Origin of the sequence: Synechococcus sp. CS-1333, from assembly GCF_025128015.1 — a bacterium.
Classification (GTDB): domain Bacteria; phylum Cyanobacteriota; class Cyanobacteriia; order PCC-6307; family Cyanobiaceae; genus MW101C3.
Map to the genome: position 1 here is coordinate 53,435 of NZ_JAHLYO010000033.1, position 26,308 is coordinate 79,742.

A 26,308-nucleotide genomic window follows, 5' to 3' on the forward strand; every position below is an offset into this window, starting at 1 on the left:
GCGACTGTATGGCGTGCCACCGGGCCCGGGGCGATGGCCGGGTTCAGCCGCGGGTCAATGCCGCGCGCACTTCTCTGTCGGCGTCCTTGCGGCGCTCCTCCTGGCGTTTGTCGTGCAGCTTGCGGCCCTTGGCCAGGCCGAGCGTGAGCTTGATCCATGAGCCCTTGAGGTGCAGGTTCAGGGGGATGAGCGTCAGCCCCTTCTGATCGATGGCGATGCGCAGCCTGTCGATCTCGCGGCGGTGGGCCAGCAGCTTGCGGGTGCGCAGCGGCTCGTGGTTGAAATAGGCGCCGGCGTGGCTGTGGGGCGAGATGTGCACGTTGTGCAGCTGCAGTTCCCCTTGGCGGATCAGGCAGAAGCCGTCGCGCAGGTTGGCTTTGCCAGCCCGGATCGACTTCACCTCGGTGCCCACCAGCTCCAGGCCGGTTTCCAGCGTTTCGAGAATCTCGTACTGGTGACGGGCGAAGCGGTTGTCGGCCAGCAGGCGGTTGGCCGCATCACGGGCTGCCCGCGCGGCTTTCTTTCCCGCTGCCTTCGCCATTGCCACCCCCGGCCTCAGGCTCGACCCTAAGCAGGCCCGGTCCTCCCTACGCTCCTGCCATGGCGATCGTGTCCTCCGGCCCGTCCGATCGAGCCTCTGGCAAGGGCTCCAGTCGCCTGGGCTCCAGACGCCTGGTGGATGCGCAGCCCCATCCGTATGACAGCGCCCTGGACCCCGCCGCAGGCCTCGACAGGGCTGACGCCGCTGAGCTGAGCGGCACAGCCGAAGCCCCGCGGCTGCTGCGCGAGGACACGCTCCGCCCGCGCCGGCTCGGCGAGTACATCGGCCAGCGGGAGCTCAAGCAGGTGCTCGCGATCGCGGTGGAGGCCACACGCAACCGCGGCGATGCGCTCGATCACGTTCTCCTGTATGGCCCCCCCGGCCTCGGCAAGACCACCATGGCCCTGGTGCTGGCCGAGGAGCTGGGCGTGCGCTGCCGCATCACCAGTGCGCCGGCGCTGGAACGCCCGCGCGACATCGTCGGGCTGCTGATGAACCTGCAGCCGCGCGACCTGCTGTTCATCGATGAGATCCACCGGCTCAACCGAGTGGCTGAAGAACTGCTCTACCCCGCCATGGAGGACTGCCGGCTGGATCTCACCGTGGGCAAGGGCACCACGGCCCGCACCCGCGCCGTGCCGCTGGCGCCGTTCACGCTGGTGGGGGCCACCACCCGGGCGGGAGCGTTGAGTTCGCCCCTGCGTGATCGCTTCGGGCTCATCCAGCGGCTGGAGTTCTATGACCTGCCCGATCTCCAGGCGATCGTGGAGCGGGCCGCCGGCCTGCTGAAGCTGGAGCTCGCGGGCGATGCCGCGATCGAGGTGGCCCGCCGCTGCCGCGGCACCCCCCGGATCGCCAACCGCCTGCTGCGTCGCGTCCGGGATGTGGCGAGCGTGCGCGGCCACGCCTGCATCGATGCGGCGCTGGTGGCTGAAGCCCTCACCCTGCACCGCGTGGATGCCCGCGGCCTTGATGCCAGCGACCGCCGGTTGCTGCAGTTGCTGTTGGAGGGCTACGGCGGTGGCCCGGTAGGCCTCGAGACCCTGGCTGCCGGCCTGGGCGAAGACCCGGTCACGCTGGAAACGGTGGTGGAGCCCTTCCTGCTGCAGCTGGGCTTCCTGCAGCGCACCCCGCGCGGCCGCATCGCCACCGCCGCCGCCCGTGAACACCTCGCCTGGCCGGAGGCGGCCTGATGCTCGCCACCCTGCTGGCGGTGCTGCTGGCCGCGCAAATGAGTGTGCCCCAGCTGTTCGATGCGGCCCTGAGCGCCAGCCGCGACGGGCGCTTCGGTGAGGCCCTGCCCCTGTGGGATCAGGTGGTGGAGCAGCTGCCCGGCGATGCCTCCGCCTGGAGCAACCGCGGCAACGTGCGGCTGGCGATGGGGGATCCGCAGGGCGCGATCAGCGACCAGAACCGCGCGATCGCGCTGGAACCCGGCAGCGCCGACCCCTACCTGAACCGGGGCATCGCCGAGGAGTCCCTGCAGCAGTGGGACCTGGCCGCCGCCGACTACGAGGCGATCCTGCAGAACGATCCGGCCGATGCGGCGGCGCTCTACAACCTCGGCAATGTCCGCGGCTCCCAGGGACACTGGGACCAGGCGCGCCGCTGCTTCGAAGCGGCTGATCTGGCCCGGCCGGGCTTTGCGATGGCCCGCTCCAGCGCCGCCCTGGCGGCCTTCCAGCAGGGGGATGGGGCGGCGGCTGAGCGGGAGCTGCGCCTGCTGATTCGCCGCTACCCGCTGTTCGCCGATGCCCGCGCCGGCCTCACGGCTGTGCTCTGGCAACGCGGTGCTTCGGGGGAGGCGGAGAGCAACTGGGCGGCGGCTTCCGGCCTCGACCCCCGCTACCGGCAGCCAGAATGGCTCCTGCAGATACGGCGCTGGCCTCCCCTGCCGGTGCACGCTCTTCAGGATTTTCTGCAACTGGCCCGTCGATGAGCCCTGCCGCGTCAACGCGTCCGTCCCTGTCCAGCCTGCCGGTCGCGCCGCTGACGCTCTGGCAGCAGTTTGAGCTGGAGGCGGCTCTGCAGCAGGCGATGCCGGAGCTGATCGGGCTGCGCCGCCACATCCATGCCCACCCGGAGCTGAGCGGGGCGGAACACCAGACCGCCGCCCTGGTGGCAGGTGAGCTGCGGCTGCTGGGGTGGGACGTGCGCGAAGGGGTGGGCCGCACCGGCGTGGTCGCGGAGCTTGGCCCTGAAGCGGCGCCACTGCTGGCTCTGCGGGTCGACATGGACGCGCTGCCGGTGGAGGAGCGCACGGGCCTGCCCTTCGCCTCCTGCCATCAGGGGCTGATGCACGCCTGTGGGCACGACATGCACACCGCGATCGGCCTGGGGGTGGCGCGGTTGCTGGCGCCCCTCGCCCCGCGGCTCACGGCCCGGGTGCGGCTGCTGTTTCAGCCGGCCGAGGAAATCGCCCAGGGGGCGGCCTGGATGCTGGCCGACGGCGCCATGGAGGGGGTGCAGGCCCTGTTCGGCGTGCATGTGTTCCCAAGCCTGCCGGTGGGCAGCATCGGCGTGCGCAGCGGCAGCCTCACGGCCGCGGCGGGCGAGCTGGAAGTGGAGGTGCTGGGCGAAGGCGGCCACGGCGCCCGGCCGCACCAGTCCACCGATGCGATCTGGATCGCGGCCCGGGTGGTGAGCGGTCTGCAGGAGGCGATCAGCCGGCGGCTGGATGCGCTGCAGCCGGTGGTGGTGAGCTTCGGCAAGATCGAGGGGGGCAAGGCCTTCAACGTGATCGCCGACCATGTGCGCCTGCTGGGCACGGTGCGCTGCCTCGACACCGAGGTGCACGCCGAACTGCCCGGCTGGATCGAGGACACGGTGCATGCCATCTGCCGCGGCTACGGCGGCGAGGCGCGGGTGCGCTATCGCTGCATCTCGCCGCCGGTGCACAACGATCCGGCGCTCACCGAGCTGGTGGAGGAGGCGGCCCTGGCGCTGCTCGATCGGCCGCAGGTGCGGCGGCTGGAGCAGCCGTCCCTGGGGGCGGAGGATTTCGCCGAGCTGCTCACCGCTGCGCCGGGCACCATGTTCCGGCTGGGGGTGGCCGGGCCCGAGGGTTGCGCGGCCCTCCACAACGGCGGCTTCGACCCTGACGAAGGGGCGATCGCCGTCGGCGTGCAGGTGCTCACGCTCAGCCTGCTGCTCTGGATGGAGCGCCGGGTGTGAGCGCCCGCGACCGCACACTCCGCGCGTTGCTGGCGCTGTCGGCGCCGCTGCTGATCCTGCTGGCGCTGATCAGCATCGTGTCGCGTCAGGGAATCCAGCGGGTGCAGGGTCTGCCGGCGCTGCTGATCGGCAGCGGCCTGCTGGTGAGCAGCAGCCTGCGCCGCCGTCGTCGCCGCCGGGTGGTGCGGGAATGCCTCCGGCAGGTGCAGTCATTTCCTCCCCCTCCGTGACAGGGTGGAGCCATGGCCGATTCCTCTTCCGACAGCAAGCCGCCGCTGGATGCGGACGCCCTGCGCGCCGCCATCGCCTCCGGTGATCCGGTGCAGGCGATGCCGGCCCTGGCGGGGCTGCGGGGCGTGGAAAGCGAGGTGGCAATCCCGCTGCTGCTGCTCGGCCTGGAGCAGGAACCCTTCATCGTGCGCTCGCTCAGCTGCGCCGGCCTGGGCGTGAAGCGCAGTGCGGCGGGCTGGGAGGCGCTGCAGCGGGCCCTGCGCCACGACGACGACGCCAACGTGCGGGCGGAGGCCGCCAACGCCCTGGCCAGCTATGGCGCCGAGCAGGCCTGGCCGCTGCTGCGCGAGGCCTTCGCCGCCGACGACCAGTGGCTGGTGCGCTGCAGCATCCTCTCGGCCCTGGCCGAGCAGGCGGTGATGGGGTTTGAACCGCTGCTGGAGCTGGCGCGCATGGCGATCGCCGATCCCGACAGCTCGGTGCGGGTGGGTGGCGCCGAAATCCTCGGCCGGCTGGCGCATGAAGCGGCGCCGGCCGAGGGTGCTGAAGCGGTGCGGGCGCTGTTGCGCGGTCTGCAGAACGACCCCGACCACCGGGTGGTGGCGGCCGCCCTCAACGGACTGCAGCCCTGAATGGGTTCTGTGCTGAACTCCGGCATTCGCAGGCACCCTTGCTAGCTTTGATCGGTCACTAGGGGTGCCGCCCCGAGCCTGCTTCCCACCGGAAGTGCGCCTGGGCCTCGGCTGAGATCACACCCTCCGAACCTGATCCGGGTCATGCCGGCGCAGGGAAGTGTCCCGAATGCAACCGCGGTCCGATCGGTCCCGGTGGCGCCCGGTTCCGGAGTTGTGTCCTCGCTTCCCAGCGACCCGGTCCGAACGCCCCATTTCTCGAGTCGATCATGCGCAGCGCCTGGATTGAGAAGCGTCGCGGCGACGCCAACGTGTCGCAGATGCATTACGCCCGCCAGGGTGTGATCACCGAGGAGATGGCTTACGTGGCCAAGCGGGAGAACCTGCCCGAATCCCTGGTGATGGAGGAGGTGGCCCGGGGCCGCATGATCATCCCCGCCAACATCAACCACACCAATCTCGAGCCGATGGCGATCGGCATCGCCTCCAGGTGCAAGGTGAACGCCAACATCGGCGCTTCCCCCAATGCCTCCGACCTCGAGGAAGAGGTAGCGAAACTGCGGTTGGCGGTGAAGTACGGCGCCGACACGGTGATGGATCTCTCCACCGGCGGCGTCAATCTCGACGAGGTGCGCACGGCGATCATCAACGCCTCCACCGTGCCGATCGGCACCGTGCCGGTGTATCAGGCGCTGGAAAGTGTGCACGGCTCGATCGAGAAGCTTGATGCCGATGATTTTCTGCACATCATCGAGAAGCACTGCCAGCAGGGCGTCGATTACCAGACCATCCACGCCGGTCTGCTGATCGAGCACCTGCCGCTGGTGAAGGGCCGCCTCACGGGGATCGTGAGCCGCGGCGGCGGCATCCTGGCCCAGTGGATGCTTTACCACCACAAGCAGAACCCGCTGTTCACCCGCTTCGACGACATCATCGAGATCTTCAAGCGTTACGACTGCAGTTTCTCGTTGGGCGATTCGTTGCGGCCGGGCTGTCAGCACGATGCCTCCGATGCCGCCCAGCTGGCGGAGCTGAAAACCCTCGGCCAGCTCACCCGTCGCGCCTGGGAGCACGACATCCAGGTGATGGTGGAGGGCCCCGGCCACGTGCCGATGGACCAGATCGAGTTCAACGTCAAGAAGCAGATGGAGGAGTGCAGCGAAGCGCCCTTCTATGTGCTCGGCCCGCTGGTGACGGACATTGCCCCTGGCTACGACCACATCACCAGCGCGATCGGTGCCGCCCTGGCCGGCTGGCACGGCACGGCCATGCTCTGCTACGTCACCCCGAAGGAGCACCTGGGCCTGCCCAATGCCGAGGATGTGCGTGAGGGCCTGATCGCCTACAAGATCGCCGCCCACGCCGCCGACATCGCCCGCCACCGCCCCGGCGCCCGCGATCGCGACGACGAACTCAGCCGTGCCCGCTACGCCTTCGACTGGAACCGCCAGTTCGAGCTCTCGCTCGATCCCGAGCGCGCCCGCGAGTACCACGACGAAACCCTGCCGGCCGACATCTACAAGCAGGCGGAGTTCTGCTCAATGTGCGGTCCCAAGCACTGCCCGATGCAGACCAAGATCACCGATGAGGATCTCGCCGGCCTCGAAGACGTGCTGAAGGCCCAGGCGGCCGCCGGCCAGCCGGTAGGGGTCTGAAGTTGCCCGGCCACGGCCCGAAAGGGGTCCAGCCACCCAGCGCCGAGCAGGTGATTGCCTGGCTCGGGCTGGAGCCCCATCGCACCTGCGGCAGGGTGGCCGAGAGCTTCGTGGCCCGGGAGATTCCAGGCGGCACCCTCTACTTTCTTGCCAGCCCGGACCGGGGCATCCAGCTGCACCGCATCCGCCACGACCAGGTGTATCACCACCACCTGGGAGACCCGCTGCAAGTGCTGCTGTTGTCGCCCGAAGGCCATGCCTCGATCGCGCAGGTCGGCAGCGACCTGGCGTCTGGTGAGCGGCCCCAGCTGGCCATTCCAGGTGGCACATTCCATGCCGGACGGGTGGCCCCCGGAGGCTCCTTTGGCTACGCGCTGCTGGGCACGGCCGTGTGGGGTCGGGTGATGCCGGAGGAGGTTGAGCGGATGGAGCTGGAGGTCCTCGGGCAATCCTTCCCCCAGGCGGCGTCATTGCTCAAGGTGTTCGCCTCCACCTGACGAGACATCCAGCTGTTTGTCTCCAGCTGAAGGGACACCCATGTGGTCGCCTCTGCCGGCACGGCTTCAAGCCATTCGCCTCCGCCGATAGGTCCGCCTCACCGCCCTGATGGGCTATCTCGTCAGCTTTTCCGCGCTTGGCGGTCCTGTCCCTGCGGTTGTGGATGGGTCCTGTTTTCCGCTTTCGTTTGTGATGGTTCAGGCTTGATTGGTGCCCTGCATTATCATCCCCGCCCACAAGGGCAGCCTTGTTTCTGCGCAGAGGCCTGAATTGATCGTTCTGTTTGTCTTGTCTTTCCCGTTCGCCATCTCCAAGGTGCTTCTCTGATTGCTCATGTCTGATCACCCATCACCCATATCCCATCACTCATTGCTCGTTGCTGAATACTTCTTGTTCATTGCACCCGGCTAGGGCTGGTGTTTTCTGACTGGTTAAACACTCCATACTCCATACTCCATACTCCATACTCCATGCTTCTGGCTTTGGGCTCATAAAGCTGTTGGTCATGTCTGCAGACGCCTAGCGATTCGGGGTGAACTCTTTGGGCCGACGTCTTTCAGTGGTCCGGCATGGCGAACCGTGGCCGAGATCTGACTGGGGCTGCCTCTCCGTTGAGCCTCGCGGGGTTGCGAAAGGAGACCCGAAACGCTTTCCAATGGTTTCCTGGACTTCAAGCACCAGTCTCTTGGCCCCGTTCTTGTCTGTAAGCCCATAGACAAGTGAAGCCAATTCCCTTCGGGCCCCAGCCCTTCTTGCGGCTTGCGGAGTTTCCTCTGAGATTGCCAGCAGGCGGCGACCTGCGTTGACTTGAATTGCTGCTGCTTCTGCTATAAGCTCTTGAGTCTTTGCAGCTGTCTATAACAGCGTCTGTTCCCGAGATGACCGCGGAGGATCGCAATAGACGCATGAAGTGGGGGACCGATGTTCCGCGCTGGTGGGTTCCCGACTTCAATATGTCTCATCGGGAACAGCCAAGCGAACCGCTCAGTCCAAACCCCAAGACACAGTCCAACCCAGCGGAACCTGAGGCTTCCGATTCCACGCCGCTCCCTGCTGATTCCAGCTCTGCAACATCTTCCAGCCCTGCAGCCTCATTCATTCCTGCGGCACCTGCCGGGATTCCCGAGAGCCCCGCTCTCCACAGCGCGCGTAGCGCCGCCAGCAGCAATGGCGAGCAGCTTGCGCACACAGCCAGTGTTGAGGCCTGCCGCCGTCAGCTGTTCACTCAACAGGCCCGATGGCTGCAGGAGAGGAGGCAGGCAGCCTTGTCCAGTTCCAGCACGAACAATCTGTTTGAACAGCGTGAGAGGAGCCGTCTGAATCGGATCGCCCGCAGGCGGTTGCTCCAGGATTCAACCAGGCAACTCAATCGTGATCTGCGCAGGGTTCAAATTCTGTTCGCGGTGCTCATGGTTGTGGCAGGGCTGGTTGCCGGTGGTTTCCCCGGCCTCCTGGTGGGTGCGGCGGCTGCTCTGCTGCTGCTGTCGCTCCGGCTGGAGTTTTAGGCGCGCACGTGCTGGCGCCCCTGATTGGCCACTGTTCCTGCCCATCAGCGTGGTTGCAGGAGTCCCAGCTGTTCCTGGAACGCTCACGGCCTCGGGCGTGGCTGATCGCAGAGTGCCCAGCACGCCTTCTTTCTGTCCGGGCGGGTTGGGTGCCACATGGACCACGCCCGGCCCCCTCGGCCACGGCCGGCAGGGTGATTCAGCCAAGGCGTGATTCAGCCACAGACCCTTCCTCTTTTAGGCTCCAGTGCCCCTGCCGCCGTCAGCGACGCTGCGGTTCGCCGGGCTTGCACCGCGGCGAACCGCTGTCAGAGGCGTCAACCCTCAACCACGGCCGCTGCTGCGACCCCCCTTCAACATCTGGTGACCTGCGTGCCTGAGCAACCCACCCCGGACAAGATCCTGCAGACCGGCCTGGCGTTCTGGGCCTCGAAAACATTGCTCAGCGCCATCGAGATCGGTGTGTTTCGTGCGCTGGCGGATGGTCCGGAACCTTTCGAGGGTCTCAGCGAGCGCCTTGGTCTGCATCCGCGTGCGGCGCGCGACTTTCTCGATGCGCTGGTGGCCCTCGGCTTCCTCAGCCGTGGCCCGGCCGGCTATGCCAATACTCCAGACAGCGATCTCTTTCTCGATCCCCACAAGCCCACCTACCTGGGCGGCATTCTTGAGATGGCGAACCATCGCCTCTATCCCTTCTGGGGTCACCTCACCGAAGCGTTGCGCACGGGCGCGCCGCAGAACGAGTTGCGCAACGGCGGCACGGGGCTGTTTGAAACGCTCTACAGCGACCCGGCCCGGCTGAAGGAATTCCTCTCCTCCATGACCGGCATCAGCCGGGGGGCCAACATGGCGATCGCCCGCCACTACCCCTGGCAGACCGCACGCACATTCGTGGATGTGGGCACGGCACAGGGGGATCTCGCTACCCAGATCGCCCTCGCCAACCCACACCTGCGGGGCATCGGCTTTGATCTGCCGCAGGTGGCGCCGCTGTTCGAGGAGTATGTCGCCGCGGCTGGAGTGGCAGATCGCCTCAGCTTCCAGCCGGGTGACTTCTTTCAGCAGGCCTTGCCTCAGGCCGATGTGGTGCTGATGGGGCACATCCTGCACGACTGGGATCTCGCCACTAAGCAGATGCTGATCTCCAAGGCCTACGACGCACTCCCGCCCGGCGGTGCCCTGATCGTCTACGAGGCCATCATCGACGACGACCGCTCGCAGAATGCCTTCGGTCTGATGATGAGCCTCAACATGCTCATCGAAACACCCGGCGGCTTTGATTACACCGGCGCCGATTGCACCGGCTGGATGCGGGAGGCGGGCTTCACCTCCACCCGGGTGGAACCCCTCGTGGGGCCTGATTCGATGGTGGTGGCGATCAAGTAGTCCACCTGGGGCCCCAGGTCTGCCATGGCCTGTCGCACCTGTCTGAACGGCTGGCTCCGCTGCCGCATCCCGGCGCCATCTGTTCAACTGCTCATGCCAGCTGCTGGTGGACATCACAGCGGGCTGGACATTGCTAAAAGGGGGCCCATTCGCACTTCCTCTGTGCTCACGCAGCCCGTCCTGGAGAGCGGCCGCGTCGCGGCCCTCTCCGCCGAGGCGATCGCGCTGCGCCATGTGAGCCATCGCTACGGCGATCAGGCCGCCCTCGACGACCTCAGCCTGTCGATCGCTGCCGGCGAGTTCTTCTCCCTGCTGGGCCCCTCCGGCTGCGGCAAGACCACCACCCTGCGCCTGATCGCCGGTTTCGAGCGCCCCCAGGCGGGCCGGATCCTGCTGCAGGGCCAGGACCTCACCCAGGCGCCGCCTCACCGGCGGCCGGTGAATCTGGTCTTCCAGAACTACGCCCTGTTCCCGCACCTCAGCGTCTGGGACAACGTGGCTTTCGGGCCCCGTTCGCTGCGCCGGCCGGAGCCGGAGATCCGCCGCCGGGTGGGCGAAGCGCTGGAGGTGGTGCGGCTCACGGAGCTGGCCCGGCGCCGGCCTCACCAGCTCTCCGGCGGCCAGCAGCAGCGGGTGGCGCTGGCGCGGGCGCTGGTGAACGCCCCGGCTGCCCTGCTGCTGGATGAGCCGCTGGCGGCACTCGATCCCGATCTGCGCCGCACCATGCGCTCCGAGCTCAAGCGCATCCAGCGGGAGGTGGGCATCACCTTCCTGCTGGTCACCCACGACCGGGAAGAAGCCCTCAGCCTGAGCGACCGGCTGGCGGTGCTGCACCGCGGCCGGCTCGAGCAGGTGGGCACGCCGCGGGAGCTCTATGAACGCCCCACCAGCGCCGTGGTGGCCACCTTCCTGGGCGCCGCCAACCTGCTGCCCACCGGTGCCGGGGAGGGTGTGCGGCTGCTGCGGCCCGAGCGCCTGCGGCTCAGCGCGTCCCCGCCGGGGGAAGGGGAGCGGGGACTGCGGGCGCGGGTGCGCGAACTCGCCTTTCAGGGAGCCACGGTGGAGGTGCGTCTGCGCTGTGCCGATGATCTGCCGCTGATCGCGATCGATACCAGCGCCGGCCTGCCGGACGATCTCTCCATCGGCACCGAGCTCTGGTGCCGGTGGAACCCCGCCGACAGCCACGCCCTCCAGCCGCCCAGCCGCCCATGACCCGTCCGTTCACCCCCTCCCGCTCCACCCCGTCCGCCCGCAGCCGCCGGGTCTTTCTGCGCCAGCTGGGCCTGACGGCTGCGGGGGTGGCGCTCACACCGCCGCTGCTGCAGGCCTGTGGCGGTGGGGGTGGCGGCGGCACCGGCGGCCAGAGCGAGGGCGGCGGCGACGGCAGCGGCAAGGACAGGGGGCTGGTGATCTCCAACTTCCCCCTCTACATCGATGTGGACGCCCCCGGCGCCCCCGGCAGTGTGGCGCGCTTCCAGAAGGACACCGGCATCCAGGTGCGCTACGTCGAGGACGTCAATGATGTGCGCCAGTTCTTCGCCCGCATCCAGCCCCAGCTGGCGGCCGGCCGGCCGCTCGCCCAGGACCTGATCGTGCTCACCGGCTGGATGGCCGGACGGCTGATCCGGCTGGGCTGGATGGAGCCGCTGCCGCTGGCGGAGGTGCCCAACGCCCGCAATCTCGTCCCCTCCCTGCGCAAGCCCTCCTGGGATCCGGAGCAGCGCTTCAGCCTGCCCTGGCAGTCGGGCATCGCCGGCATTGCTTACAACATCAAGGCCACAGGCAAGGAACTGCGTGGCATCGATGATCTGTTCGATCCGGCGCTCAAGGGCCGCGTGTCGGCGCTGCTGGAGATGCGCGACACCATGGGCCTGCTGATGCTGGCCGACGGCCAGGACATCACCCGCCCCACCTGGGCCGCAGCCCAGCCCTCCTTCGACCGGTTGGAGCAGGCCCGCAAGGACGGCCAGATCCGTCGCTTCACCGGCAACGACTACCAGACCGATCTGCTGGCCGGAAACCTGGCCGCCTGCATCGGCTGGTCGGGGGATGTGGCGCAGCTCTCCATGGAGCAGCCCGACCTGCGCTTCCTGGTGCCGGACAGCGGCGGTGTGCTGTGGGCCGACGTGATGCTGATGCCCAAGGGCGCGCGCCACCCGCAGGAGGTGGCCCGCTGGCTCAACTGGGTCTACGAGCCGGTGGAAGCGGCACGCATCGCCGCTGCGGTGCAGTACATCTCCCCGGTGGAAGGGGTGCGCGAGGTCCTGGCGAAGGATCCCGCCACCGCCCCGTTGGCAAACAACCCGCTGATGTTCCCGGATGCGGCCATGCAGAAGAAGCTGCATGTCTTCGGGCCGCTCAGCGATCAGGAGGAAGCCCGCTGGGAGGAACGCTTTGCCCGTATCACCGAGGGCTGAACTCCGGCGCCACTGGCCGTGGCTGCTGCTGACCCCGGGCCTGCTGTGGCTGCTGGCCCTGTATGTGCTGCCGCTGCTCGGTCTGGTGCCCCTGTCGTTGTCGGAGCCGCTCAGCCGCTTCGGCCTCGACACGGTGTTCACCGGCCGGGTGGCGAACTATCTGGAGGTGCTGCAGGCCTACGGCCCGATCCTGGTGCGTTCCTTCAGCTACGCACTGGTGGCCACGGCCGTGGGCCTGGTGTTGGCCTATCCGCTGGCCTTCGCGATCCGCTTCCATGGCGGCCGCTGGCAACCGCTGCTGATCGGCCTCGTGGTGCTGCCCTCACTCACGTCCTTTCTGGTGCGGGCGATTGCCTGGACCAGCCTGCTCGGGGACAACGGTCCGGTGCTCGGCGTGCTGGACACCCTTGGGCTCACCGAGCTGCTCAATGGGCTGGGGGTGCTGCGTGATGGACGGCTGTTGAACACGCCCACTTCGGTGATCCTGGGCCTCACCAATGGGGTGCTGCCGTTTCTGGTGCTGCCGCTGGTGGTGGCGATGGAGCGGATCGATCCCCGCCTGCTGGAGGCCGCCGCTGATCTGCATGCCGGTCCGCTGCGCTCCTTCGTTCGGGTGGTGTGGCCCCTGTCGCTGCCGGGGCTGGGAGCCGGCCTGCTGCTGAGCCTGATCCCGGCGGCCGGTGATGTCGTGAATCCGCTGTTCCTCGGCGGCCCCAATGAGCGGATGATCGCCAACACGATCGACAACCTGCTGCTGGTGCAACTGCAGGCGCCCCGGGCGGCGGCCCTGACGCTCATGCTGATGGCGCTGATCTCGGTGGCAGTGGTGCTGCAGCTGCGCAGCCGTGGCGTGGAGGATCTGCCGCTGCCATGAACCGAACCGGTGCGCTGCTGCTGGGTGTATGGAGTGTGCTGGCCTATGGCCTGCTGTATGCGCCGGTGGTCGTCACCGTGCTGTTCAGCTTCAACGCCCCCCGCGGGCGCTTCAACCTGCTGTGGCAGGGCTTCACCCTGGAGAACTGGCGGCATCCGCTGCGTAACGTCGCCCTCACCCAGGCCTTCCTCACCAGCCTCGGCCTTGCCCTGGCGGCTGCGCTGCTGGCGGTGCTGCTGGGCGGGCTGATGGCTCTGGCGCTGAGCCGCGCCCGCCTGCGGGCGGGGCGCTGGATCGAGCTGCTGCTGGCCCTGCCGCTCACTAACCCGGAGATCGTGCTGGCCACGGCCCTGTTCACCCTGTTCGTGCGCGTCGATCTGCCCCGTGGACCGCTCACGTTGTTGCTGTCCCACAGCCTGTTCTGCCTCAGCTACGCGGCGCTCACCCTCAAGGCACGGCTGGCAGGGTTCGACCCCACGCTCGAGCTCGCCGCGCAGGACCTGGGCGCTCCACCGCTGGCGGCCTTCCGCCGGGTCACCCTGCCGCTGCTGGCGCCGGGCCTGCTGGCGGCCACCCTGCTCTCCTTTTCTCTCTCCTTCGACGACTACGTGATCAGCAGCTTCACTGCCGGCGAGATCGTCACCCTGCCGCTCTACCTGGCCGGTGCCTTTCAGCGCGAGATCTCGCCCCAGATCCAGGTGCTCTCCACCCTGGTGCTGCTCGTCAGCGCCGTGCTGCTGGTGCTCGCCTCACCGCCCCGCCAGCGCCGCGGTTAGCTCGGCGACAGGCGCCTGGCCGCGCAAGACCTTGGGTCAGCTGCACGCCGCCCCCGCTCCGCTCAGGCAAAGCCGCCGGGCCGCTTCCTGGTGGAGGACAGCGACACGTTGCCGCTGGCCGGGGGCGGCACTGGCATGGCCGGCCCCACCTCCAGGCGGCCGCGGGGCACGGCCGCAGCGGCCGGGGCTCCTTGCCCCCCTGGCGGCGCGGGAACCGCCTGCACGTTGAAGGCCAGCGACCAGCGCTCGCCTTCGCCACGGAAGGGCGGCACGGAATGGGGCTGCCAGGCCGGGAACACATAGAAGGTGCCCGGCACGGGCTGCACGTAGTGCGCCATACCGGTACGGAAGCTCTGGATGTGCCACTCCTCCGGGCCGTGGAAGCAGAGCTGGCCGTCGAAGCTGGTGCCGTTGATCTGCGGTGGCACCTTCAGGAACAGCACGCCGGAAAACGAGCCGCCATGGGTGTGCACCGGGTTGTAGTCACCGGCCTGCTGGCTGTTGAGCCAGATGTCGATCATCTGCAGGCCGTAGCGGCCCGGATGCCATGGGCCGCGACCCTGGGGCGGTTGCCGCTCCATCACGTGGCGCAGCCAGCGCTCGCAGGCCGGCAGCACCACCTCGCTGCACAGGGCCGTGATCTCCGGAAACTGCGGACCCAGCTCGCGCTGCTGCTGCAACTGGCCGGCGAGCTTCGCGGAGGCATCGCTGGTGAGGCCGGTATCGGCCAGCACCCGCTCCGCCAGGGAAAGGAGAGGCTCCAGCGTGCCGACCGGCAACGTGCCCGTGAGCACGTAACGCGGAAACAGCTCGAGCATCTCCATCGGCATGGCGGAACGGCTCAGCCCAGGGCCTTCGCCTTCGCCACCACGTTGTCGACCGTGAAGCCGAACTTCTCGAGGCACACACCGCCAGGGGCGGAGGCACCGAAGCGATCGATCGACACGGTGTCACCGTCGAAGCCGGAGTACTTGTGCCAGCCGAACGAGCTGGAGGCCTCCACCACGAGGCGCTTGCGCACCGCCGCGGGCAGCACCGCTTCGCGGTAGCTGGCGTCCTGCTCCTCGAACAGCTCCACACAGGGCATCGACACCACACGCACCTGCTTGCCATCCGCGCTCAGTTGCTCGGCGGCCTTGACGCAGAGGTCGAGCTCGGTGCCGGAGCCGATCAGGATCAGATCGGGGGTGCCGTCGCAGTCGATCAGCACGTAGCCGCCCTTGGCCACCTGATCGATCGACGAGTTGGCCTGGTTCACCATCGCCTGGCGGCTGAGGGCCAGCACGGTGGGGCGCTTGCGGTTGCTGATCGCCACCTTGTAGGCGCCGCTGGTTTCGTTGCCATCGCCGGGACGCATCACCAGCAGGTTGGGGATCGAACGCAGCGAGGCAAGGGTTTCCACCGGTTGGTGGGTGGGGCCGTCTTCGCCGAGGCCGATGGAATCGTGGGTGAGCACGTAGATCACGCCCAGCTCGCTGAGGGCCGACAGGCGCATGGCGCCCACCATGTAGCCCGCGAACACCAGGAAGGTGCCGCCGTAGGGCACCAGGCCACTGCCGTGATAGGCCAGGCCGTTGAGGATCGAGGCCATGGCGTGCTCACGCACGCCGAAGTGCAGGTAACGATTGGCTTCGCCGCCTTTCTGGAAGCTGGCCTCGCCCTTGATGTCGGTGAGGTTGGAGTGGGTGAGGTCGGCGGAGCCGCCGATCAGCTCCGGCAGGCTGGGTCCCACGGCGTTGAGCACGTTGTAGGAGTGCTGGCGGGTGGCCAGACCTTTGTCTGCGGGGGTGAAGGTGGGCAGCTTGGCTTCCCAGCCCGCGGGCAGCTCGCCACGCAGCTGGCGCTCGAATTCAGCTGCCTCGGTGGGGTACTGGGAGCGGTAGGTATCCAGGTCGGCGTTCCACTGCGCTTCGGCGGCGGCACCGCGGCTGAGGGCCTGACGCCAGTGGTCGTAGGCCTCCTGGGGCACTTCGAACGGTCCATACGACCAGCCGAGGGCCTCGCGGGTGAGTTCGGCTTCGTCAGCGCCGAGGGCGGCGCCGTGCACGCCGGCGGTGTTGGCTTTGTTGGGGGAGCCGTAGCCGATGGTGGTGGTGACCTTGATCAGGCTGGGCTTGTCGGTGACCGCCTTGGCCTCCTCGATCGCCTTGGTGATCGCCGCCACATCGGTGTTGCCATCGGGCACATGCAGCACGTGCCAGCCATAGGCTTCGTACCGCTTCATCACGTCTTCGGTGAACGACACCGCGGTGTTGCCGTCGATCGTGATGTGGTTGTCGTCGTAGAGGGCGATCAGCTTGCCCAGGCCCAGGTGGCCCGCCAGGGAGGCGGCTTCGCTGGCCACCCCTTCCTGATTGCAGCCGTCGCCCATGATCACGTAGGTGTAGTGATCAACCAGCTCAACGCCGGGCTTGTTGAACCGCGCTGCCATGTGGGCTTCGGCGATCGCCAGGCCCACGGCGTTGGCGATGCCCTGGCCGAGAGGGCCGGTGGTGACTTCGACACCGGCGGTTTCAAAGGTTTCCGGGTGGCCGGGGGTCTTGGAGCCCCACTGGCGGAACTGCTTGATGTCCTCCAGCCCCACGCTGTCGTAGCCGGTGAGGTGCAGCAGCGAATAGAGCAGCATGCAGCCGTGGCCGGCCGAGAGCACGAAGCGGTCGCGGTTGAACCAGCCGGGGTTGCTGGGGTTGTGCTTCAGGACCCTGTCCCACAGCGCATAGGCCATCGGCGCTGCGCCCATCGGCAGGCCCGGGTGACCGGAATTCGCCTTGTTGACGGCATCGATCGCCAGGAAGCGGATGCTGTTGATGCAGAGGGTGTCGATGGACAAGGTGTCCACTGAAGGGGCAGCGACCATGGCGAAGAGGAGGGGGGTGGTGTGAGGGCTTCCTGAAGGACGGCTGAACGGGAACGTTCAGGGCTTCCTGCGGAATGCGAGGCAGACGTTGTGACCACCAAACCCGAAGGAGTTCGAGAGCACGACGTTCAGTTTCTGTTCCCGCGCCTGGTTCGGCACGACATCCAGATCACAAGCCGGATCCGGATTCTGGAAATTGATCGTAGGGGGTATGAGGTTGTGCTCCATCGCCTTGACCACGGCGACGGCTTCGATGCCGCCGCTGCCGCCGAGCAGGTGGCCGGTCATGGATTTGGTGGAGCTGATCGGTGTGCGCAGCGCGTGCGGACCGAGCGCGGCCTTGATGGCGGCCGTTTCGTTGCTGTCGTTGGCCTGGGTGCTGGTGCCGTGCGCATTCACGTAATCCACAGCTTCGGCGTCGAGGCGGGCATCACGCAGGGCCAGCCGCATCGCTTCGGCACCACCCACCCCACCGGGTGTGGGGGAAGTGATGTGGTGGGCATCGCAGGTCATGCCGTAGCCGACGATCTCCGCCAGCACCTCGGCGCCGCGCCGGGTGGCGTGATCCAGGCTTTCCAGCACCAGAATCCCGGCCCCTTCGCCGATCACGAAGCCGTTGCGCTCCGCATCGAAGGGGCGACTGGCGGTGGCGGGGTCGTCGTTGCGGAACGACAGTGCCTTGGCACTGGCGAAACCCGCCACCCCGAGTGGAGTGATCGCCGATTCGGCGCCGCCGCACACCATGGCGTCGGCCAGGCCCATCTGGATCAGGCGGAAGGCGTCGCCGATGGCGTTGGAGCCGGCGGCACAGGCGGTGGCCACGGCGCTGCTCGGACCCTTGGCCCCCAGGGCGATGGCGGCCAGGCCGGCGGCCATGTTGGGAATCATCATCGGCACGCAGAACGGGCTGACCCGGTCCGGCCCGCGGTCGGCCAGCACATGGGCCTGGCTCTCCATCATCAGCAGTCCGCCCACACCAGAGCCGATCGACACACCCACCCGGTCGGCGTTGGTGTCGTCGATCGTGAGACCGGCATCCAGCACGGCTTGCTTGGCGGCCACCACGCCGAACTTGCAGAAGCGATCCCAGCGCTTGGCTTCCTTGCGGTCGATCATGCCGACGGGATCGAAATCCTTCACTTCCGCCGCAAAACGGCAGGCATGGCGCGAGGCGTCGAACAGGGTGATCGCGGCCACGCCATTGCGCCCCGAGGCCAGGCCTTCCCAGTAATCGGTAACGGTGTTGCCGATCGGTGTGACCGCGCCCAGGCCTGTGACCACGACGCGGTGGAGTCCCTCCACCATCAACACCCTCAGGCCTGCTTATCCAGGATGTAAGTCACGGCATCACCCACGGTGGTGATGCCTTCAGCGGCCTCGTCGGGGATCTCGATATCGAAGGCTTCTTCCAGGGCCATCACCAGCTCCACCGTGTCGAGAGAGTCGGCGCCGAGGTCGTTCTGGAAGTTCGATTCGGGCTTGACCTCAGCGGCATCCACGCTGAGTTGCTCGGCAACGATCGAACGCACTTTCTCGAAGATCGCTTCCTGTGACATGGCCGCTTAGAGGGAGGCCGCATCCTACGGGTCGCCCCGGACGGGCCCCCGAGCCATATGAAAAAGAATGACGGCCTCGGGCCGGCCCAGCCTTGGCTTCGGTCGCCTTGGGTACCTTGGCCGCACGCCGTTCGCCTCCGGTCGGGCATGTCCCACTCCGTCAAGATCTACGACACCTGCATCGGTTGCACCCAGTGCGTCCGTGCCTGCCCTCTCGATGTGCTGGAGATGGTGCCCTGGGATGGCTGCAAGGCCGGCCAGATCGCTTCCTCCCCTCGCACCGAAGACTGCATCGGTTGCAAGCGTTGTGAAACCGCCTGCCCCACCGACTTCCTCAGCGTCCGCGTCTACCTGGGCGACGAAACCAGCCGCAGCATGGGTCTGGCCTACTGAAGTCAGGCGCAGCCTTTCGCAGCGCTTCCAGCCCGGCGCACGCCGGGCTTTTGCATGTTGGGCCCTGCCCGCTGTGCGTGCCTGCCGCAAGAACCTTCGGCCTGGGTGCCGGCGTCCCTGCACCTGGCACCTGTCAGCTCGCAGCAGCTGGCACCTGGCACTGTTGCCAGGCAGCGGCGATCCTGTAGAACCACCCCAATTCCGGCCCATCGCCCATGTGCGGCATCGTTGCGGTGATCGGCTCCAGGGAGGCCGCCCCCCTGCTGATGGAAGGCCTCCGTCAGCTCGAATACCGCGGCTACGACTCCGCCGGTCTGGCCACCGTGTCGATGGCTGCCGGGGCCGCCGCCCCCTCGGCTGACCCGGCCGGCACCCACCAGCTTGTCTGCCTGCGGGCCGAGGGCAAGCTGGTGAACCTGGCCCAGCGGCTGGAGCGGCAGGGCGCCCCCGGCAACTGCGGCATCGGCCATACCCGCTGGGCCACCCACGGCAAGCCCGAAGAGCGCAACGCCCACCCCCACCTCGATGGCAGCGGCCAGCTGGCGGTGGTGCAGAACGGCATCATCGAAAATCACCGGCAACTGCGCGAGGAGCTGCAGGCCCAGGGCGTCCACTTCCGCTCCGACACCGACACAGAGGTGATCCCGCACCTGATCGCGCGGGAGCTGGCGGCGCGGCTGGACGCGGGGGCGATCCCGAGCGGCGCCCTGCTGCTCGAAGCGCTGCAGCAGGTGTTGCCCCTGCTGCATGGCGCCTACGCCCTCGCGGTGCTGTGGGCCCAGACGCCCGGCGCCCTGGTGGTGGCCCGCCGTCAGGCGCCCCTGCTGATCGGTCTTGGCGAGGGGGAGTTCCTCTGTGCCAGCGACACACCCGCCCTGGCCGGCTTCACCCGCACGATCCTGCCGCTGGAGGACGGCGAGCTGGCCCTGCTCACGCCCCTCGGCATCGAGCTCTATGACGCCGCCGGTGCCCGGGTGCAGCGCCTGCCGCGCCTGCTCACCGGCACCGAGCACGTGGCGGACAAGCGCAGCTTCCGCCACTTCATGCTCAAGGAGATCCATGAGCAGTCGGAAACGGCGGCCTTATGGGTGGCGCGTCACCTGCCCGAGCCGAACGGCGGCCCGGCCGGACCCTCTCTGGTGGCCCTGCCCCTGGAAGACGGGGTGTTCGAGCAGGTGGAGCGGATTCAGATCCTCGCCTGCGGCACCAGCCGCCATGCCTCGATGGTGGGCGCTTACCTGCTGGAGCAGCTGGCCGGCCTGCCCACCTCGGTGTTTTACGCCAGCGAGTTCCGCTACGCACCGCCGCCGCTGGTGCCCCATACCCTCACGATCGGGGTCACCCAGTCGGGCGAAACCGCTGACACCCTCGCCGCCTTGCTGATGGAGCGTGAGCGGCGCGACCTGATCCCCGATCCCGCCTACGCCCCGAAGTTGCTGGGCATCACCAACCGGGCGGAGAGCTCGCTCGGACGCCTGGTTCCCCACCTGCTCGACATCGGCGCCGGCATCGAGGTGGGAGTAGCCGCCACCAAGACCTTCATGGGCCAGCTGCTGGCCTTCTACGGCCTGGCCCTGTCGTTCGCTGAGCGGCGCTCCAGCCGCAGCCCGGCCCAGCTGCAGGCCCTGGTGAGCGGCCTGCGGGCCCTGCCGGCCCAGCTCCAGCAGCTGGTGGAAACGCACGACCGCCAGTGCGCCGAGCTGGCCCACCTGTTCGCCGATACCCAGGACGTGATTTTCCTGGGCCGGGGCATCAACTACCCGATCGCCCTGGAGGGGGCCCTCAAGCTCAAGGAGATCAGCTACATCCACGCCGAGGGCTACCCGGCCGGCGAGATGAAGCACGGGCCGATCGCCCTGCTCGATGCGCGTGTGCCGGTGGTGTCGATCGCCATGCCAGGTGTGGTGTTCGACAAGGTGCTCTCCAACGCCCAGGAGGCCAAGGCGCGTGACGCCCGTCTGATCGGCGTGGCGCCGGAAGGCCCCGACACCGGACTCTTCGATGTGCTGCTGCCGGTGCCGGCCGTCGACGAGCTGCTCTCGCCCCTGCTTACCGTGATCCCGATGCAGTTGCTCAGCTATCACATCGCGGCCCATCGCGGCCTCGACGTCGATCAGCCCCGCAACCTGGCCAAGAGCGTCACTGTGGAGTGACCCTTCCCTTCGCCCCTGACGCTCCGATCGTGCTGGTCCTGCGCCTGAGTCTCCTGCTGGTGGCCCTGGTGGCCCTGCTGGGCTTCTTCGCAGCCGCCGAATTCGCCCTGATCCGCCTGCGCCCCAGCCGGGTGCAGGTGCTCGCCAGCGGGGGCACGCCGGGCGCCAAGGCGGTGGAGCGGTTACAGAAGCGGCTGCGCCGCACGTTGCTGGCCACCCAGCTGGGCGCCACGCTGGCGGTGGTGGCGTTGGGCTGGTCGGGGCGCGGCCTGGCGGCCAGCCTCGATCCCGAGGGTGAGAGCCCCTGGATCGACCTGCTGGTGTTCGCCGTGATCGTGAGCCTGGCCACCCTGCTGGGCGGCCTGATCCCGAAGGCCTGGGTGCTGCATCGCCCGGAGGCCTCCGCCCTGCGGCTGGCGCCGGTGCTGGAGTCGGTGAGCCGCACCCTGGCGCCACTTCTCTCGGCGTTCGAGCGCGTCACCGTCACGCTGTTGCGCCTGCTGGGGCTGCCCCGCAACTGGGATGCGCTGGTGCCGGCACTGTCAGCAGGGGAGCTGGAAACCCTGATCGAATCGAACAGCGTCACTGGCCTGATGCCGGATGAGCGCAACATCCTCGAAGGGGTGTTCTCCCTGCGGGACACGCAGGTGCGTGAGGTGATGGTGCCCCGCTCCGGCATGGTCACCCTGCCGCTTGATGCCTGCTTCGCCGAACTGATGGATGCGGTCCATCAGACCCATCACGCCCGCTTCCCGGTGATCGGCCAGTCGTTGGACGACGTGCGCGGCATGCTCGACCTGCGCCGCCTCGCCGAACCGATCGCCCGCGGCCAGTTGCAGGGGGACACCCCATTGGCCCCCTTCATCTCACCGGTGGCTCGCGTGCAGGAAACCGCCTCGCTGGCGGAGCTGCTGCCGCTGATCCGCAGCGGCCAGCCGCTGCTGGTGGTGGTTGATGAGCACGGGGGCACCGAGGGGCTGGTCACGGTGGCCGATCTCACCGGCGAGATCGTCGGCGAGGAAGACGATCATCACGAGGGTGGCGACGATCTTCAGCAGCTGCCGGACGACAGCTGGCTGGTGGCCGGCGAGCTGGAAATCTTCGAGCTGAACCGGCAGCTGGGCCTGCGTCTGCCCGAAGCCGATGGCCACCACACCCTGGCCGGCTTCCTGCTGGAGCGGCTGCAGCACATCCCGGCGCCCGGAGAGAGCCTGCGCTGGAAGGGCCACCACTTCGAGATCACCGCCATGGACGGCCCCCGCATTGAGCGGGTTCACATCACCTGTCGGTCTGCCGATGAACGGGGCCCCGCAGCGCAGGGTGATCGTTGATAATGCCGTCTCAGGAACGAGGTCTGGGCCGTTGACGCGTGAGCATGTGACGCGATGACGACGGATCCCATCACGCCGGTGAAGGTAGGGGTCATTGGCATCGGCAACATGGGTTGGCACCACGCCCGGGTGCTGAGCCTCCTGCGCGATGCGGAGCTGGTGGGGGTGGCCGACCCCGACGCCCAGCGCGGCCGCCTGGCGGTCGAGCAGTTCGGCTGCCGCTGGTTCCCCGACTACGGCCCGCTGCTGAGCGAGGTGGAGGCGGTCTGCATCGCCGTTCCCACTCTCCTGCACCACCGGGTCGGCATGGCCTGCCTGCAGGCGGGCCTGCACGTGCTGATCGAGAAGCCGATCGCCGCCACCCAGGAGGAGGCCAGCGCCCTGATTCAAGCCGCCGAAGCCAGCGCCCGCCAGCTGCAGGTGGGCCACATCGAGCGCTTCAACCCCGCCTTCCGCGAACTGCGCAAGGTGGTGGCCAATGAGGAAGTGGTGGTGCTGGAAGCCCGCCGCCATAGCCCCCACGCCGATCGGGCCAACGATGTGTCGGTGGTGCTCGATCTGATGATCCACGACATCGACCTGGTGCTGGAGCTCGCCCAGGCGCCGGTGGTGCGGCTGGCGGCGGCCGGCGGGCGCAGCGGCGAAGGCCCGATCGACTACGTCAACGCCACGCTCGGCTTCGAGAACGGCGTGGTGGCGAGCCTCACGGCCAGCAAGATGGCCCACCGCAAGATCCGCAGCCTCAGCGCCCACTGTCGCGCCAGCCTGGTGGAAACCGATTTCCTCAACCGCAGCCTGCACATCCACCGCCGCGCCCACGAGTGGGTGTCGGCCGATCACGGCGAATTGCTCTACCGCAACGATGGCTTCATCGAGGAGGTGAGCACCACCTCGATCGAGCCGCTCTACGCCGAGCTGGAGCACTTCCTGCAGTGCGTGCGTGGCCGGGAAACCCCGGCGGTGGATGGCCAGCAGGCCTCCCGCGCCCTGCTGCTGGCCAACCTGATCGAGCGGGCGGTGGATCAGCCGGCGCTCTGCATGGCCCTCGACGCGCCCATCTGAGTCGGGGCCGGTGACCGGGGGATCACCGCCAGGTCGCGCAGGGCTAGCATCTGCCAGCGGCGGCAGGTGGCCGGTGAGGAGCGGTAGAAGAGATCCCAGGCCGACGCCTTCTGCTGTGGGTAGCTCTCGATCGGCTTGTGCGGATGGGTCTGGGCCCAGCCGGCCCGCACCGCGTAGCCGATCACCACATCGAGGGCCAGGTAGTCGTCGAAGCGCACCTGGGGGTTGGCCCCCACGAAGGCCACCAGCGACAGCAGTGTTTCCGTGCAGAGCTGCCGGTATTCCGGCGCTTCGATCTTGATCAGCAGGTGCTCCACCAGCGCGGCGAAGTTGCGTTCGCCCCGGGTCTTCTCCGACAGCAGCGGTTCGCTCTCGAGGCGGTTGCGGCGCTCCAGCTTGTCGCCGATCACCAGGCCGCGGCAATGGTGCAGCAGGTCCCAGATGCCGGCGTAAAAATCGCGCGGGACCCGCTGCAGGGCCCCCAGCCGCTGGCGGTGCTGCAGCCAGCTGGTGCCGCCGGGGGGGAGATCTTCCATCGGATCCGGCACTTCCCACTGCACCCGCCCCTGCAGGTGGAGCTGCTCCTTGGCCAGCAGCGCCTCGCGGGCGTGATCCACGTCGGCGAGCACGGCCCGCAACCGCCGCCGGATGGCGTGGGGAGGGAGGCTGCAGAGCGTTTCGAAGGCTTCGTCGGGGGTGAGATCCTGCTCGGCGGCCAGCTCGCCGGTGAGCAGCAGCAGCAGCTGGCCCAGCTGCAGGGTGAGGCTGCCCTGCAGCAGTTTCGGCTCCAGCCGCGCCAGGCCATCGAGGGCAAGCAACAGCTCCTGTTGCAGCATCCATTCACGGCCGTCCTCGCCGCTGAAGCGCTGGATCATCGCCGCGATCGCCACGCTGCCCTGCGGTTCGGTGATCAGCGAGTCGCGGGTGTAGTTGCGGCCCACCACCAGCTGCTTCTGGTGCACCAGCAGATCGGTGAGCGCATCCTCAAGCTGGGGGTGCACCAGTTGCATCAGCCCGCCGCAGCGGCGCACCACGTTCCAGTCGCCCGTCATCAGTCCGCGGCGGTAGACCTCCTCCACCAGACCCCGCAGAGTCACCGGTCCGCTGCTGAACGGGCCCTGCAGGATGGCGTTGGGGCCGAGCCGCCGCACCAGCTGCTCCAGCACCTCGGCCTGTTCGGGCAGGGAGGTGCTGCTCCAGAGCCGGTCCGCGAGGACCGGCAGGGGCGCGTCATCCAGTTCCTGCTCCTGCTGGATCGTGAGCGGTTGCTGGCTGGTGCTCTGCTGAAGGAGTGGGGGGCGGCTGCTGGCCGCCGGCGCGGTGGCGGCCGGAAGCGGCGGCAGCGTTTCCCAGCCGGCCAGCTCGGTGAAGGCTTCGAGGCGGTCGAGCCGCACCGGTACCCCCTCCACCAGCCCTTCCTGCAGCCTTTCACCCAGCCGCAGCAAGGCGCCGGGATCCCTGCCGAAGGGCACCATGGCGAGGGGAATCACCAGCAGCGGCAGCCCCGGCCCGCGCCACTGGCGCATCAGCACCCGCAGCTCGCTCACCACCGTGTCGGCGAGCTGTTCAGGGTCATCGGCCAGGTAGAAGGTGCCCTCCTCCAGCACGGCGGGCAGGAAGGCGATGGGGTCCTCGCCGTCGGCGCCCGGGCAGCGGTAGAGACGCGCCGTGGCCATGGTTTCCATCCGCACGGGCGGGTGGCCGCTGAGACCGAGCCGGGCGTTGGCGCCCACCTGGGCCTTGCGCCGTGCCAGCTGCTGGGAGCTGGCGATGCGCACGGCGCCATCCGGCCGGCTCACCGGCAGGCCTTTCTGCTCCAGGGCGTCGGCGATCTCGGCTGTGGCCGGCGCCAGGGCCACCAGCACCTGCTCCGCCCCCAGCGGCCGTGGCAGCCGCCGCCCGCAGGGGTCGATGTCCTCGGGCTCGATCAGGCCGTGCAGCAGCAGATCCCCCAGCCAGGTGAGGCTCTGGGTCCACAGCAGCGGCACGTTCGCGTTTGGCACCCGGGCCTGGCTGCCGGGCTGGCGCCGCTCTGCGGCAATCGCCTCCTCCGGCACCAGGTAGAGCTCAGGCAGCAGCGGCACGCCCTCCACCAGCACGCTCACGGATTCCAGCCGCCGGCGCCAGCGCCAGGCTTCCTCCCAGCGCTGCTCGCAGCAGGCGGTGACCAGCTCGTAGCCCAGGAACAGCGGCCATTCGCACTCGATGCTCTCGAACTGCGCCAGCTCCTCCCGTTCGTAGTGGAGGCGGTTGTGGTCTTCGATCAGGGTCTGGTGGCCATCGCGGCGAAAGCGCTTGTAGCCGTAGGCGCCGCCGAGCTCGCGGCGGATCTTGGTGCGGGTGCGCTCCACCAGCTCTTGCGTGTCCACCGCCCAGGCCGGGTAGCCGATCACTGCCAGGCAGGCGCTGTCCACCTCCTTGCTGGCCGATTCCCGGGGCAGCAGAGCCTGCAGGGCCCGCCGCAGCCGCACGATCGCGTCGTGGGGAATGTGAAGACGGCACTGGCCGTCGCCATGGGGGCCGTAGAGATCCAGCCCTTCGAGCGCCTCGAGCGCCGCCTTCACCAGGCCGATCGAACTGGCATTCCGCTCCGGTTCGCCGTGGTTGCCTTTGTCACCCCGCTCCCAGATGCCGTAATCGGCCACCCGGTAGGCGCGGGCCACGTAGTACACGAGGTTCTGCAGGAAATCCCGCTCGTGATGGCTGCGCACCACCACCAGCCCCGCCCGGGTGAGCTGCGCCAGCTGCAGCAGGTAGAGCGCCGTGGCATCGAGCTGCAGGTGGCCCCAGCCGTCATCCGGCACCACTGGATCGCCGCTGGAGGTCTCGAACTTGGCGTGAATGGCATCGAGGCGGTCGAGGCTGCGCTTGAAGCGCTCCACCTTGTGGGCCTGGCGCATCATCGCCGTGAGCAGGCCGCGCATCAGCTGCAGCACCCGCTGTTCCAGCTCATACACGCGTGTGCCGGCTCCGTGCAGGCGCCGCTGGGCGATGGCCAGCCCCCAGACGCACTGAATCGAATACACCCCGTCCCGCACCCAGGCGTCGCCGTAGTTGCCGTGCACGGTGTGGGCGGTGCTGGCCGGCAGCAGTCCGCTGATCGGGTGCTGGCGCACCAGCACCACATGGTCGATCTGGGCGTGGAGCCGCTCGAGCAGCGCTTCGGCCTCGGACCGCTCCAGCCGCAGGGGACCCTGCATCACCGGCGCTTCAGGTGCGGGCAGGCCATGGGAGGGATCGCCGCTGCTCCAGGTGTCCGCCGCCCAG

Annotated in this window: 23 protein-coding genes and 1 riboswitch; of the genes, 17 read left to right on the top strand and 6 right to left on the bottom strand. The window is 68.4% G+C overall.

What is annotated here, in order from left to right:
* Positions 1-43 precede the first annotated feature (43 nt).
* The gene (gene smpB, locus KQ303_RS13300) at positions 44-541 is read right to left on the bottom strand and encodes an SsrA-binding protein SmpB (RefSeq protein WP_094513691.1); all 498 of its coding nucleotides are present in this window, start codon (positions 539-541) and stop codon (positions 44-46) included.
* A 59-nt stretch (positions 542-600) separates the two neighbouring features.
* Between smpB and ruvB the strand changes: the two genes are divergently transcribed.
* From ruvB to KQ303_RS13365, 13 genes are all read left to right on the top strand, one after another.
* Positions 601-1,734 carry a Holliday junction branch migration DNA helicase RuvB gene (ruvB, locus tag KQ303_RS13305; RefSeq protein WP_259730672.1) on the top strand — a complete coding sequence of 378 codons (1,134 nt, stop codon included), beginning with the start codon at positions 601-603 and terminating at the stop codon, positions 1,732-1,734.
* Entirely contained in the window at positions 1,734-2,480 is a 747-nt protein-coding gene (locus tag KQ303_RS13310; protein WP_255100607.1) for a tetratricopeptide repeat protein, read from the top strand. The genes ruvB and KQ303_RS13310 overlap by 1 nt, the downstream gene beginning before the upstream one ends.
* A 98-nt stretch (positions 2,481-2,578) precedes the next feature.
* Complete coding sequence (locus KQ303_RS13315) at positions 2,579-3,715, top strand: amidohydrolase (protein ID WP_259730721.1); 1,137 nt, start codon at positions 2,579-2,581, stop codon at positions 3,713-3,715.
* A complete protein-coding gene (locus KQ303_RS13320; RefSeq protein WP_255100608.1) occupies positions 3,712-3,945 on the top strand; it encodes a DUF3188 domain-containing protein in 234 nt (77 codons plus the stop codon). The genes KQ303_RS13315 and KQ303_RS13320 overlap by 4 nt, the downstream gene beginning before the upstream one ends.
* A 12-nt stretch (positions 3,946-3,957) precedes the next feature.
* Complete coding sequence (locus KQ303_RS13325; protein ID WP_094513678.1) at positions 3,958-4,578, top strand: HEAT repeat domain-containing protein; 621 nt, start codon at positions 3,958-3,960, stop codon at positions 4,576-4,578.
* A gap of 50 nt (positions 4,579-4,628) precedes the next feature.
* Positions 4,629-4,754: riboswitch (TPP riboswitch) on the top strand.
* A gap of 93 nt (positions 4,755-4,847) precedes the next feature.
* Positions 4,848-6,233: a phosphomethylpyrimidine synthase ThiC gene (thiC, locus tag KQ303_RS13330; protein ID WP_094513674.1), complete on the top strand. Its 1,386-nt coding sequence runs from the start codon at positions 4,848-4,850 to the stop codon at positions 6,231-6,233.
* A gap of 2 nt (positions 6,234-6,235) precedes the next feature.
* Positions 6,236-6,730 carry a cupin domain-containing protein gene (locus KQ303_RS13335; protein WP_259730673.1) on the top strand — a complete coding sequence of 165 codons (495 nt, stop codon included), beginning with the start codon at positions 6,236-6,238 and terminating at the stop codon, positions 6,728-6,730.
* A gap of 879 nt (positions 6,731-7,609) precedes the next feature.
* The gene (locus KQ303_RS13340; protein ID WP_259730674.1) at positions 7,610-8,236 is read left to right on the top strand and encodes a hypothetical protein; all 627 of its coding nucleotides are present in this window, start codon (positions 7,610-7,612) and stop codon (positions 8,234-8,236) included.
* Between the two features lie 363 nt (positions 8,237-8,599).
* Entirely contained in the window at positions 8,600-9,622 is a 1,023-nt protein-coding gene (locus KQ303_RS13345) for an acetylserotonin O-methyltransferase (protein ID WP_259730675.1), read from the top strand.
* 162 nt (positions 9,623-9,784) lie between these two features.
* Complete coding sequence (locus KQ303_RS13350) at positions 9,785-10,834, top strand: ABC transporter ATP-binding protein (protein ID WP_259730676.1); 1,050 nt, start codon at positions 9,785-9,787, stop codon at positions 10,832-10,834.
* Complete coding sequence (locus KQ303_RS13355) at positions 10,831-12,039, top strand: spermidine/putrescine ABC transporter substrate-binding protein (RefSeq protein ID WP_259730677.1); 1,209 nt, start codon at positions 10,831-10,833, stop codon at positions 12,037-12,039. Before KQ303_RS13350 ends, KQ303_RS13355 begins: the two co-directional genes overlap by 4 nt.
* Positions 12,017-12,913, top strand: coding sequence for an ABC transporter permease (locus KQ303_RS13360; RefSeq protein WP_255100614.1), 897 nt, complete (start codon positions 12,017-12,019; stop codon positions 12,911-12,913). Before KQ303_RS13355 ends, KQ303_RS13360 begins: the two co-directional genes overlap by 23 nt.
* Positions 12,910-13,689 (top strand): ABC transporter permease, encoded by a 780-nt coding sequence (locus KQ303_RS13365; RefSeq protein WP_259730678.1) that lies wholly within the window; start codon positions 12,910-12,912, stop codon positions 13,687-13,689. Before KQ303_RS13360 ends, KQ303_RS13365 begins: the two co-directional genes overlap by 4 nt.
* 62 nt (positions 13,690-13,751) lie before the next feature.
* Here KQ303_RS13365 and KQ303_RS13370 read toward each other — a convergent pair whose 3' ends face one another.
* Genes KQ303_RS13370 through acpP form a run of 4 tightly spaced genes read right to left on the bottom strand, consistent with a single transcriptional unit; the run spans position 13,752 to position 18,102 of the window.
* Positions 13,752-14,513, bottom strand: coding sequence for a 2OG-Fe(II) oxygenase family protein (locus KQ303_RS13370; RefSeq protein WP_259730722.1), 762 nt, complete (start codon positions 14,511-14,513; stop codon positions 13,752-13,754).
* A gap of 17 nt (positions 14,514-14,530) precedes the next feature.
* Positions 14,531-16,546 carry a transketolase gene (tkt, locus tag KQ303_RS13375; protein ID WP_259730679.1) on the bottom strand — a complete coding sequence of 672 codons (2,016 nt, stop codon included), beginning with the start codon at positions 16,544-16,546 and terminating at the stop codon, positions 14,531-14,533.
* A gap of 57 nt (positions 16,547-16,603) precedes the next feature.
* On the bottom strand, positions 16,604-17,851 hold the full coding sequence (gene fabF / locus KQ303_RS13380; RefSeq protein ID WP_094513981.1) for a beta-ketoacyl-ACP synthase II: 1,248 nt from the start codon (positions 17,849-17,851) through the stop codon (positions 16,604-16,606).
* A gap of 8 nt (positions 17,852-17,859) precedes the next feature.
* A complete protein-coding gene (gene acpP, locus KQ303_RS13385) occupies positions 17,860-18,102 on the bottom strand; it encodes an acyl carrier protein (RefSeq protein ID WP_094513653.1) in 243 nt (80 codons plus the stop codon).
* A gap of 147 nt (positions 18,103-18,249) precedes the next feature.
* Here acpP and psaC point away from each other — a divergent pair, with 147 nt between their 5' ends.
* The 4 genes from psaC (at position 18,250) to KQ303_RS13405 (ending at position 23,041) form a co-directional block, all read left to right on the top strand.
* Entirely contained in the window at positions 18,250-18,495 is a 246-nt protein-coding gene (gene psaC / locus KQ303_RS13390) for a photosystem I iron-sulfur center protein PsaC (protein ID WP_094513650.1), read from the top strand.
* A gap of 215 nt (positions 18,496-18,710) precedes the next feature.
* On the top strand, positions 18,711-20,648 hold the full coding sequence (gene glmS, locus KQ303_RS13395) for a glutamine--fructose-6-phosphate transaminase (isomerizing) (RefSeq protein WP_259730680.1): 1,938 nt from the start codon (positions 18,711-18,713) through the stop codon (positions 20,646-20,648).
* 38 nt (positions 20,649-20,686) lie between these two features.
* The gene (locus tag KQ303_RS13400; protein ID WP_259730723.1) at positions 20,687-21,979 is read left to right on the top strand and encodes a hemolysin family protein; all 1,293 of its coding nucleotides are present in this window, start codon (positions 20,687-20,689) and stop codon (positions 21,977-21,979) included.
* Positions 21,980-22,033: 54 nt separating this feature from the next.
* Positions 22,034-23,041 (top strand): Gfo/Idh/MocA family protein, encoded by a 1,008-nt coding sequence (locus tag KQ303_RS13405; protein ID WP_094513644.1) that lies wholly within the window; start codon positions 22,034-22,036, stop codon positions 23,039-23,041.
* Here KQ303_RS13405 and KQ303_RS13410 read toward each other — a convergent pair.
* Positions 23,002-26,241 carry a glycoside hydrolase family 15 protein gene (locus KQ303_RS13410; RefSeq protein ID WP_259730724.1) on the bottom strand — a complete coding sequence of 1,080 codons (3,240 nt, stop codon included), beginning with the start codon at positions 26,239-26,241 and terminating at the stop codon, positions 23,002-23,004. The genes KQ303_RS13405 and KQ303_RS13410 overlap by 40 nt on opposite strands.
* Positions 26,242-26,308: the final 67 nt, after the last annotated feature.

Coding starts and splice junctions, on each gene's coding strand:
- KQ303_RS13315 (WP_259730721.1), top strand. CDS start 2,579: ATGCCGGAGCTGATCGGGCTGCGCCGCCACATCCATGCCCACCCGGAG.
- KQ303_RS13325 (WP_094513678.1), top strand. CDS start 3,958: ATGGCCGATTCCTCTTCCGACAGCAAGCCGCCGCTGGATGCGGACGCC.
- KQ303_RS13405 (WP_094513644.1), top strand. CDS start 22,034: ATGACGACGGATCCCATCACGCCGGTGAAGGTAGGGGTCATTGGCATC.
- fabF (WP_094513981.1), bottom strand. CDS start 17,851: ATGGTGGAGGGACTCCACCGCGTCGTGGTCACAGGCCTGGGCGCGGTC.
- ruvB (WP_259730672.1), top strand. CDS start 601: ATGGCGATCGTGTCCTCCGGCCCGTCCGATCGAGCCTCTGGCAAGGGC.
- psaC (WP_094513650.1), top strand. CDS start 18,250: ATGTCCCACTCCGTCAAGATCTACGACACCTGCATCGGTTGCACCCAG.
- KQ303_RS13340 (WP_259730674.1), top strand. CDS start 7,610: ATGACCGCGGAGGATCGCAATAGACGCATGAAGTGGGGGACCGATGTT.
- acpP (WP_094513653.1), bottom strand. CDS start 18,102: ATGTCACAGGAAGCGATCTTCGAGAAAGTGCGTTCGATCGTTGCCGAG.
- KQ303_RS13310 (WP_255100607.1), top strand. CDS start 1,734: ATGCTCGCCACCCTGCTGGCGGTGCTGCTGGCCGCGCAAATGAGTGTG.
- KQ303_RS13355 (WP_259730677.1), top strand. CDS start 10,831: ATGACCCGTCCGTTCACCCCCTCCCGCTCCACCCCGTCCGCCCGCAGC.
- smpB (WP_094513691.1), bottom strand. CDS start 541: ATGGCGAAGGCAGCGGGAAAGAAAGCCGCGCGGGCAGCCCGTGATGCG.
- KQ303_RS13410 (WP_259730724.1), bottom strand. CDS start 26,241: ATGCAGGGTCCCCTGCGGCTGGAGCGGTCCGAGGCCGAAGCGCTGCTC.
- thiC (WP_094513674.1), top strand. CDS start 4,848: ATGCGCAGCGCCTGGATTGAGAAGCGTCGCGGCGACGCCAACGTGTCG.
- KQ303_RS13370 (WP_259730722.1), bottom strand. CDS start 14,513: ATGGAGATGCTCGAGCTGTTTCCGCGTTACGTGCTCACGGGCACGTTG.
- KQ303_RS13365 (WP_259730678.1), top strand. CDS start 12,910: ATGAACCGAACCGGTGCGCTGCTGCTGGGTGTATGGAGTGTGCTGGCC.
- tkt (WP_259730679.1), bottom strand. CDS start 16,546: ATGGTCGCTGCCCCTTCAGTGGACACCTTGTCCATCGACACCCTCTGC.
- glmS (WP_259730680.1), top strand. CDS start 18,711: ATGTGCGGCATCGTTGCGGTGATCGGCTCCAGGGAGGCCGCCCCCCTG.